This is a genomic window from Streptomyces sp. NPDC001093 (assembly GCF_040298985.1).
Lineage (GTDB): Bacteria > Actinomycetota > Actinomycetes > Streptomycetales > Streptomycetaceae > Streptomyces.
Map to the genome: position 1 here is coordinate 80,740 of NZ_JBEPBF010000026.1, position 9,718 is coordinate 90,457.

Consider the following 9,718-nt stretch of genomic DNA (forward strand, 5'->3'; position numbering starts at 1 on the left):
AGGACGTTGTCCTCGCATGGGCCGGATGGGCGAGTACGGGTCCGTTCAGGGGCCGGTGACACGAAAGGCGGCGGGCTGGGTACGTAGGTTTCCATGACTTCTGCGCGCCCCGGACCGGAGGTGCCCACGGCCACCTACCGGCTGCAGCTCCAGCCCGCGTTCCCGTTCGCCGCCGCCGCCGCGGCCGTACCGTACCTGGCGTCGCTCGGCGTCTCGCATCTGCACCTGTCGCCCGTCCTGGAGGCGGTGCCCGGTTCCCTGCATGGTTACGACGTGGTGGACCACGCGCGCGTGCGCGAGGAACTGGGTGGCGAGGAGGGCCTTCGGTCGCTGGCGCGGACCGCGCGGGAGCACGGTCTGGGCCTGGTGGCCGACATCGTGCCGAACCACATGGCCATGGCGCCCCGGCACAACCGCGCCCTGTGGGAGGTGCTGCGCGAGGGGCCCGGCTCGCCGTACGCGCGCTGGTTCGACATCGACTGGGAGGCGCAGGGCGGGCGGCTGCTGCTGCCGGTGCTCGGCGGTCCGGTCGGCTCGCAGCTGGAGCACCTCGTGGTCGACGGTGACGTGCTGCGGTACCACGAGCACGCCTTCCCGCTCCGCGCGGGCACCCGCGACCTGCCGCTGCCGCAGCTGCTGGACGCCCAGTGGTACCGCCCGGTGTGGTGGCGGCTGGCCCGCACCGAGCTGAACTACCGGCGGTTCTTCAGCATCTCGGAGCTGATCGGGCTGCGCGTGGAGGACCCGGAGGTGTTCGACGCCTCCCACGCCAAGATCCTCCAGCTGCTGCGCGAGGGCGTGTTCGACGGGCTGCGCGTCGACCACCCCGACGGGCTCGCCGACCCCGACGGCTACCTCGCGCGGCTGCACGAGGCGGCCGGCGGCCGCTGGACGGTGGTGGAGAAGATCCTCGCCGACGGGGAGCGGCTGCCGGCGTCCTGGCCCGTCGCGGGGACCACGGGCTACGACGCCCTGCGCCAGGTGGACGGCCTGTTCACCGACCAGACAGGGGCGTACGAACTGCTGGGCCGGTACCGGGCGTTCGCGGCGCCGCAGACGGACCGGGGCGGCAACTGGGAGGCGACGGTACGGCGGGCCGCCTACAAGGTGCTCACGCACGAGCTGGCCGCCGAGACCGACCGGCTCACCCGGGTGGCCACCCGCGTGTGTGCCACCTCGCCGGACCTCGGCCTGCGCGACCGGGCTCCCTGGGCGCTGCGTACGGCCGTGGAGGAGCTGCTGGTCCGGATGCGGGTGTATCGGCCGTACGCCTCCACCGACGCCTCCGCCGTCGTCACCGAGGAGGCCGCCGAAGAGGCCCGGCTCGCCTTCGTGGTGCCCGAGGAGGCGGAGGCCGTCGGCATCGTGCGCCGGCTGCTGGTCGAGCCGCCCGGTGACCCGTCGGCGCCGGACCGTGCCGACCGGGTGGAGTTCCGCACGCGGTTCGCGCAGACCGCGTCGGCGCTGCGCGCGAAGTCGGTGGAGGACACCGCGTTCTACCGCTATGTGCCGCTGCTGTCGGCGACCGAGGTGGGCGGCGATCCGGGCCGGCCGGGGGTGTCCCCGGAGGACTTCCACGCCTACTGCGCGCGCGTGCAGCGCGACTGGCCGGACACGGGCACGGTGGTCTCCACGCACGACACCAAGCGCAGCGCCGACGTACGCGCCGCGCTGGCCGTGCTCACCGAGTGCCCCGACCGGTGGACGGAGTTGCTGGCCGAGGTGAACCGACCCGAGGAGGGCGTGGGCGTGCCGGACGGGCAGTTGGCCTGGGCGGCCTGGCAGACGGTGTTCGGGCTGGGGCCGGCCGAGGAGGAGCGGGTGCGCCAGGCGCTGCTGAAGCATGTGCGCGAGGCGGGTATGTACACCAGCTGGACGGAGCAGGAGCCGCCGTACGAGGAGGCGGTGGCCGCGTTCGTCACCGCGGGGCCGTGCGGGGCGCCCGGTGAGCGCGTGGCGGCCTTCCGCAAGGCGCTGGAACCCCACATCCGGGCCAACGTGCTCGGCACCGCCCTGGTCCATCTGACGATGCCGGGCGTGCCGGACGTCTATCAGGGCACGGAGGGCGAGTACCGGGCGCTGGTGGACCCGGACAACCGGCGTCCGGCGGCGTTCCCTCCCGAGGCGCCCGGTGAGAAGGACGCGCTGACGGCGGCGGCGCTGCGGCTGCGCGCACGGCGCCCCGGCGCCTTCGGCGCGGCCGCGTCGTACGACCCGCTCGCCGCCGAGGGCCCGGCGGCCGGGCACTGTGTGGCGTTCGCGCGCTCCGGTGAGGTGGTGACGGCGGTGACCCGGCTGTCGCTGCGGCTCGCGGAGGCGGGCGGCTGGCGGGAGACATGGCTGGCCCTGCCGCCGGGGCGGTGGGCGGACGTGCTCACCGAGGGACGGGAGTTCACGGGGCACGCACGCGTGGCGGACCTTTTCGACCGGCTGCCGGTGGTGCTGCTGGAGCGGGTCGCCGAGGGCTGAGCGGCACAGGGGAAACCGCTTGAAGAGCCTCAGCGGGCCGGGGCGGCTGCGGGGGCGGGCCATGTGGCGCGGAGCAGGTCCACGAAGGCCTCGGCGGCGCCGGTGGGCGGCACGCGCGCGTAGACGGCCAGAGGGCGCCTCCAGGCCGGATCGGGGATGAGGATCACACAGTCCTCACCCACCGCACCGCGCACGACGTCGGCCGACGCGGTGCACACGCCGACCCCGGCGGCCGCCATGCGCACGGCCGTGGAGGAGTGTTCGGTCCACAAGGCGGTCCGCGGCCGGAATCCGGCCTTGCCGCAGGCCCAGTCCAGGAAGCGCTCGCCGTGGACGACGGGTTCCAGCGCGCAGCGGACCCAGGCGCGGTCGGCGAGTTCGGGCAGCGTCACCGTCGTACGGCCCGCCAGCCGGTCGTCGAACGGGACCACCAGGACGAGTTCCTCTTCGCCGACCGGTACGACGATGCCCGGCGGGGCGTCCGGCACCGGACCGAAGGCGAGGTCGGCGGTGCCGCGCTGGACGGCCTCCTCCAGGGCCTCGGCGGTGGCGTACTCGTGCAGCCGCAGCAGGACCCGGGGATGGGCCTTGCGCCAGCGGGCGAGGACATCGGGCAGGACGCCCACGGCGAGGGAGTGCAGGGTGGCGACGTGCAGTTCGCCGCCGTCGGCGCCGGCGGTGGCGCGGGCCGCGCGGCGGGCCTGCGCGGCGCTGCGGACGGCGAGTTCGGCGTGCGGCAGGAAGGCCCGCCCCATCGGGGTGAGGCGCACGCCGCGGGCCATGCGCTCCAGCAGGGCGCCGCCGACCGACTTCTCCAGCGCCTTGATCTGGTGCGAGAGCGCGGGCTGGGTGACGTGCAGGGCCTCCGCCGCGCGGGTGAAGGACGCCTCCTGGACGACCGTCACGAAATACTCCATCTGCCGCAGGCTCAACTCCGCGCCCCTCCCCTACGAGTCATGAGCATCGCCCCATAAGCATCCTGCATGGCGCCCACAAGAACATTGCCTTGGACTCATGACGAGGGCCGGACGGAGGGTGGGGACATGACCACACAGGCTACGAACACTGCGGACGTCATCGTCATCGGCGGCGGCACGGGCGGTTACAGCACCGCCCTGCGCGCCGCCGCCCTCGGACTTGACGTCGTCCTCGTCGAACGCGACAAGGTCGGCGGAACCTGCCTGCACCGCGGCTGCATCCCGAGCAAGGCGATGCTGCACGCCGCCGAACTGGTCGACGGCATCGCCGAGGCGCGCGAGCGGTGGGGTGTGAAGGCCACGTTGGACTCGGTCGACTGGGCGGCGCTGGTGGCCACGCGGGACGACATCGTGGCGCGCAACCACAAGGGGGTCGAAGCGCATCTGGCGCACGCCGGCGTGCGGGTGGTGCGGGGCAGCGCACGGCTGACGGGAGCGCGCACGGTGCGCGTGGAGGGCGCGGGGGGCGTGGAGGGCGTGGGGGGCGTGGAGGGCGTGGGGGCGGAGTGCGCGCCGTTTGGGAGCGCGCCCGGCGCGCACTCTTTGCCCACGCCCGGCCTCGCGCACAGCGAATCCGCGCTCGGCGTGCACGACTTCACCGCGCGCCGGGGCATCGTGCTCGCGACCGGCTCACGCCCGCGCACGCTCCCGGGGCTCGAACCGGACGGGCGACGCGTGGTGACCAGCGACGACGCCCTGTTCGCGCCGGGGTTGCCGGCATCCGTCCTGGTGCTGGGCGGGGGCGCGATCGGCGTGGAGTACGCCTCCTTCCACCGGTCCATGGGCGCGGAGGTCACCGTGGTCGAGGCCGCGGACCGGATCGTTCCGCTGGAGGACGCCGAGGTGAGCCGTCATCTGACGCGCGGGCTGAAGAAGCGCGGGATCGATGTGCAGGCGGGCGCGCGGCTGCTGGACGCGGAGGTGCTGGTGAACGGCGTACGCGCGCGTGTGCGCACCGCGCGGGGCGAGACGCGCACGGTGCGGGCGGAGCGGCTGCTGGTGGCCGTGGGCCGGGCGCCGGTCACCGAGGGCCTGGACCTGGCGGCGGCCGGCCTGACGACGGACGAGCGGGGGTTCGTCGTACCGGCGGACTGGGACCGGCTGGAGACGGCCGTGCCGGGCATCCACGTCGTCGGGGACCTGCTGCCGCCGCCCTCGCTCGGTCTCGCCCACGCCTCGTTCGCGGAGGGCCTGCTGGTCGCGGAGACGCTGGCCGGGCTGCGGACGGCCCCGGTGGACTACGCGGCCGTGCCCCGGGTGACGTACTCCTCGCCGCAGACCGCCTCGGTGGGGCTGAGTGAGACGGAGGCACGCGCGCGTGGGCGCGAGGTCGAGGTGAACACGATGCCGCTGACCGCCGTGGCCAAGGGCATGGTGCACGGCCTGGGCGGCATGGTGAAGGTCGTCGCCGAGGCCGGCGGCGGGCAGGTGCTCGGGGTGCACCTGGTCGGCCCGAACGTGTCGGAGATGATCGCCGAGAGCCAGCTGATCGTCGGCTGGGACGCCGAAACCTCGGACGTGGCCCGGCACGTGCACGCGCACCCGACGCTGTCGGAGGCGGTGGGCGAGGTGTTCCTGACGCTCGCGGGACGCGGCCTGCATCAGCAGTGAACCCACGGCACGCACCGCGCTCGCCGCGCCCCCGCGACTCCGTCCGGGCGCCCCGGTAGCCTCCCCCGTCAGATGCTTGACAGTTCACCTTTCGCGTGCGGGACTTGGAGGGCGAGGCCGGGCGGGAACAAGTCGGGGGTGAGTCTTCTGCCGGAGCTGCGCTATCCCAGCGTTCCCGAACTGGTGGCCTCTGCACAGGCGCTGGCCGCTCAGGAACCCGGGCTGTCCTCGCTCAGGCAGGTGGGCGTCTCGCGCGGGGGAAGACCCCTGCACCTGCTGTCGGTGGGGCACGCCCGGCGGGCGGTGCTGGTGGTCGCCGGCGCCCACGCCAACGAGCCGACCGGGGGCTCCACGCTGCGGGTGCTGGCCGAACGCGTGCTGGCCGAGCGGGAGTTGCGGGCGGACACGTCCTGGCACTTCCTGCTGTGCGCGGATCCGGACGGGGCGAGCCTGCATGTGACGCCGGCGCCGCGCAGCCTGCTCGACTACCACCTCGGCTTCTACCGGCCGACGGGCGCCGAGCAGCCGGAGTGGTCGCCCTCCGTGCTGCCGCCGGACCGGCTGCCGCCCGAGACCCGGGCGCTGACCGGGGTGATCGACGAGCTGCGGCCCTACCTCCAGGTGACCCTGCACGGCACCGATCTGGGCGGCAGCTGGGTGCAGTTGACCAAGGACGTGCCGGGGCTCGCGGAGCCGTTCGCCAAGTCGGCGGCGCAGTTGCACATCCCGGTGGAGACGGGCGCCTCGGACGCGGCCGGCTGGCCGGCCTCCGGCCCCGGGGTGCACGTCATGCCCGGCCCGGACTCGGGCGCCGCCTACCCGAGCATGCCGGACGACGCCCGGCACAGCACCTGGTACCACGCGCACCGCTACGGCGGTCTGACGGCCGTGGTGGAGGTGCCGATGTGGGCGAGCGACCTGGTCGACGATCCGGCACCGCACCCGGCACCGGCGGCGGCGATGCGGCGCCTGGCGCAGCGGCTGCTGCGGGACTCGCTGGAGGTGGAGCGGATCCTCGCCGAGGCGCTGCCCCGCCTCGACGGCGCGGACGGTCCGCTGCTGCGGGCGGCGCGCTGGGCGCTGGAGCTGATCCCGGGCCTGGCCGAGGACTGGATCCACACCCCGCCGGCCGCTACGACGATGGCGTACGTCGGCAGTGTGGACGCCTTCGGGCGGCGGCTGCCGCTGCGGGCGGCGGCGATGCTGCTGCGGGTGCTGCGGGAGACCGACGACCGGGCGGCGCCGCGGCTGGAACAGCTCGTCGTCGACTGGTGCGATGCCTTCGCAGCACGGTTCCGGGCCCGCTGGGTGCCGTTGGAGCACCAGGTGGAGCACCAGTCCCGGACGGTGCTGGTGGCGGCGCAGCAGGCCCGGGAACGGGCGGCGTGAGGCCTCCGCGCCGCCCGTGTCGCGCCGCCCGGCGGCCGGGCTCAGTGGTCGACGGCGAACACCGCTCCCGTCCGTGTTTCCATGGCGCACTTGCTGGAGTAGGTCTCCTGGTAGTCGACCGGCCGGCCGTTCCACTGCCCGTGCGCCCGGACGGTCACGGGGGCGAAGATCATCGGACAGAAGACCCCCTTCTTCTGCGGGATGCGCGCGATGTCGCCGTCGGCCTCCGCGAGTTCGGCACAGGCCTCGGCCGCACGTGCGTACCCCAGGGGCAGCGGGTCGCAGAGCAGCAGCGTGCCGTGCTTGTCACCTGACTGGGCCCGCTCGCCGGGGGTGACGGTGACGTAGAGCCAGTTGTCGCTGAGGGGGAACGTGGTGCGGGGGGCCGCCTGGGCCGGGGCCGCGGCGAGAAGGCCGGCACAGGTGAGCAGGGCGCCGACGGCGGCGGTGACTCGGGTGATGTACGTCATGACCGATGCATCGGCACACAGGCCCGCCTTCCACAGCCCGGCTCACCCGATCGGTTCGTCACCCGCCCGTGAGGGTGAGCCGGTTCGCACGCCACCGGCCGGCGCCGCTCAGCTCACGGCGAGCCGGAACGCCATCCTGCCGAAGGCGACCTGGTCGCCCTCGCGGACCACGACCGAGCCGATCACCCGGCGGCCGTTGACGGTGGTGCCGTTGGTGGAGCCGAGGTCCCTGAGCACCCACATGCCGCCCTGGCGGCTGAGCTCGGCATGCACACGGGAGACGGTCTCGTGGTTCAGGCGCAGCCCGTTGGACGGGTCGCGGCCGATGCGCAGCGGGTGGGTGTGCGCCGGGTGCGGCAGCAGCAGCTTGGGCAGCCGTTCGGCCTGCCAGGCCCGGCGCAGCCGTACAGTGAACCCGGAGACGGCCTCGACGGTGCCGAAGACCGCGCGGGAGAAGCGGTTCTCCCGGGGCAGGTCGGCGACGAGGGCGGCCAGTTCGTCGGCGCGGCGGGCGGCCAGCGCCAGCTCCATGCGGCGCACGAACGTGTCGTGCGAGAGCCGGCCCATGGCGACGCCGTCACGCAGCACCTGCAGCGCCTTGTCGCGCTGCGCGTCGGACAGCCGCGCGGGGTAGGTGGAGAACTCGAAGGACGACGTCACGCAGGCGATTGTCGGGCAGTGAACCCCGGGTGTCCAGAAAACGGGGAATCGGCGCCGATCTGCGGGTACTTCCACGACACCCACCGGGAAAGGCCGGATTCGAAAGCGGTTTGATCGTCCCGGCGGGCACGATGGGGACGCGGGACATCACGGTGAGCAGGCGAGAGATCACAGACGAAGGGGAACCGTCCGTGCAGTTCGAGGTGTGGGCACCGCAGGCAGGCCGAGTGACGCTCCATTGCGAGGGCGGCACGCACGCGTTGGCGCGCGATCCGGAGCGGGCGGGCTGGTGGACGGGGGAGGCGGAGGCCGGGGACGGCGCCCGGTACGGCTTCGCGCTGGACGACGGGCCCGTGCGGCCCGACCCGCGCTCGCGCCGCCAGCCGGACGGCCCGGAGGGGCTGAGCGCGGTGGTGGACCACGGGCGGTACGCGTGGCGCGGGCCGTGGGCGGGGCGCGGGCTGCCGGGTGCGGTGCTCTACGAGCTGCACGTGGGCACGTACACCCGCGAGGGCACCCTGGACGCGGCCGCGGCCCGGCTGGAGCATCTGGTGGAACTGGGCGTCACCCACGTGGAATTGATGCCGGTGTGCCCGTTCCCCGGGAGGCACGGCTGGGGCTACGAGGGGGTGTCGCTGTGGGCGGTGCACGAGCCGTACGGCGGTCCCGAGGCGCTGAAACGGTTCGTGGACCGGGCGCACGAACTCGGCCTGGGGGTCGTCCTGGACGTCGTGCACAACCACGTGGGCCCGTCCGGGAACTGTCTGCCGCTCTTCGGGCCGTACTTCACCGACGCGCACCACACGCCGTGGGGCTCGGCGGTGAACCTGGACGGGCCCGGCTCGGACGAGGTGCGGGCGTTCCTCGTCGGCAGCGCGCTGGCGTGGCTGCGGGACTACCGGGTCGACGGGCTGCGGCTGGACGCGGTGCACGCCCTGTACGACACGCGCGCGTGCCACTTCCTGGAGGAGCTGTCGACGGCCGTGGACGCGCTGGCCGGGGAACTGGGCCGGCCGCTGTTCCTGATCGCCGAGTCGGACCTGAACGACCCGCGGGTCATCACCCCGCGCGCGGAGCACGGCCTCGGGCTGCACGCGCAGTGGAACGACGACTTCCACCACGCGTTGCACACCGCGCTGACCGGGGAGTCGCAGGGCTACTACGCGGACTTCGCGCGTGCCCCGTTCGCCGCGCTCGCCAAGACGCTCACCGGTGGTTACTTCCACGACGGCACGTACTCCGGTTTCCGGGGGCGGCACCACGGCCGGCCGCTGGACCGCGCGCGGGTGGCCGGGCACCGGCTGCTGGGCTACAGCCAGACCCACGACCAGGTCGGCAACAGGGCCCAGGGCGACCGGCTCTCCGCCCGCCTCTCCCCCGGTGTGCTGGCCTGCGCGGCGACGCTGACGCTGACCTCGCCGTTCACGCCGATGCTGTTCATGGGCGAGGAGTGGGCGGCGGGCACGCCCTGGCAGTTCTTCACCGACCACACCGATCCGGAACTGGCCGAGGCGGTACGGCGGGGCAGGCGGCGGGAGTTCGCGGCGCACGGCTGGGCCGAGGAGGACGTACCGGACCCGCAGGACCCGGCGACCCGCGAGCGTTCCTGCCTGGACTGGTCGGAACCGGAACGCGAGCCCCACGCGCGCGTGCTCGCCTGGTACCGCCGGCTGATCGCCCTCCGCCACGAGCAGCCGGACCTCACCGATCCCGACCTGGCCGACACCAAGGTGGCGTACGACGAGGACGCCCGCTGGCTGGCCTTCCGGCGCGGTGACGTGTGCGTGGCGGTGAACCTGGGCAAGGCACCGGCGGCCATCCCCCTGGGCACCCGCCCCGCGGTGGTTCTCGCGGCCTGGGACCAGGTCGAACCGCCTGGCCAGGACGGCCTGCTCCAGGTGCCCGGGGAGTCGTGCGTGGTGCTGGCGCAGCCCTGAACCGGGCCCCGCGGCCGAGGCGGCGGGGGTACCGGGGCTGCGGCTCCCGGGGCACCGGGCGGGCGCTGGCCGGTGCCTCCGCGCCCGGCCGTACCGTCCGCGGTCCGACTGCCCACAGCGCCGGCGGCATGTCAGGCCCTGGGCGCGCAGGTAGTCCTTGAGCTGCTTGATCTCGGCGTCGGTCCGGCCGAAGCGGGCGGCGAAC

7 protein-coding genes are annotated in these 9,718 nt (G+C 74.3%); 4 read left to right on the forward strand and 3 right to left on the reverse strand.

Annotated features, from left to right (window positions below):
- Window positions 1-93: 93 nt before the first annotated feature.
- Window positions 94-2,469, forward strand: coding sequence for a malto-oligosyltrehalose synthase (treY, locus tag ABT288_RS16125; RefSeq protein ID WP_351607490.1), 2,376 nt, complete (start codon window positions 94-96; stop codon window positions 2,467-2,469).
- Between the two features lie 29 nt (window positions 2,470-2,498).
- On the opposite strand, the gene ABT288_RS16130 is transcribed toward treY, so the two are convergent.
- The gene (locus ABT288_RS16130; RefSeq protein WP_351607493.1) at window positions 2,499-3,401 is read right to left on the reverse strand and encodes a LysR family transcriptional regulator; all 903 of its coding nucleotides are present in this window, start codon (window positions 3,399-3,401) and stop codon (window positions 2,499-2,501) included.
- 111 nt (window positions 3,402-3,512) lie between these two features.
- On the opposite strand from ABT288_RS16130, the gene ABT288_RS16135 reads away from it, so the two are divergent.
- Both ABT288_RS16135 and ABT288_RS16140 read left to right on the forward strand, forming a co-directional pair.
- Window positions 3,513-5,057: a dihydrolipoyl dehydrogenase gene (locus tag ABT288_RS16135; protein ID WP_351607495.1), complete on the forward strand. Its 1,545-nt coding sequence runs from the start codon at window positions 3,513-3,515 to the stop codon at window positions 5,055-5,057.
- A gap of 138 nt (window positions 5,058-5,195) precedes the next feature.
- A complete protein-coding gene (locus ABT288_RS16140; RefSeq protein ID WP_351607497.1) occupies window positions 5,196-6,446 on the forward strand; it encodes a M14 family zinc carboxypeptidase in 1,251 nt (416 codons plus the stop codon).
- 41 nt (window positions 6,447-6,487) lie between these two features.
- Here ABT288_RS16140 and ABT288_RS16145 read toward each other — a convergent pair whose 3' ends face one another.
- Window positions 6,488-6,916, reverse strand: coding sequence for an SSI family serine proteinase inhibitor (locus ABT288_RS16145; protein WP_351607498.1), 429 nt, complete (start codon window positions 6,914-6,916; stop codon window positions 6,488-6,490).
- Between the two features lie 108 nt (window positions 6,917-7,024).
- The gene (locus ABT288_RS16150; RefSeq protein ID WP_351607500.1) at window positions 7,025-7,576 is read right to left on the reverse strand and encodes an FHA domain-containing protein; all 552 of its coding nucleotides are present in this window, start codon (window positions 7,574-7,576) and stop codon (window positions 7,025-7,027) included.
- Between the two features lie 191 nt (window positions 7,577-7,767).
- On the opposite strand from ABT288_RS16150, the gene treZ reads away from it, so the two are divergent.
- Entirely contained in the window at window positions 7,768-9,513 is a 1,746-nt protein-coding gene (gene treZ, locus ABT288_RS16155; RefSeq protein ID WP_351607501.1) for a malto-oligosyltrehalose trehalohydrolase, read from the forward strand.
- Window positions 9,514-9,718 lie beyond the last annotated feature (205 nt).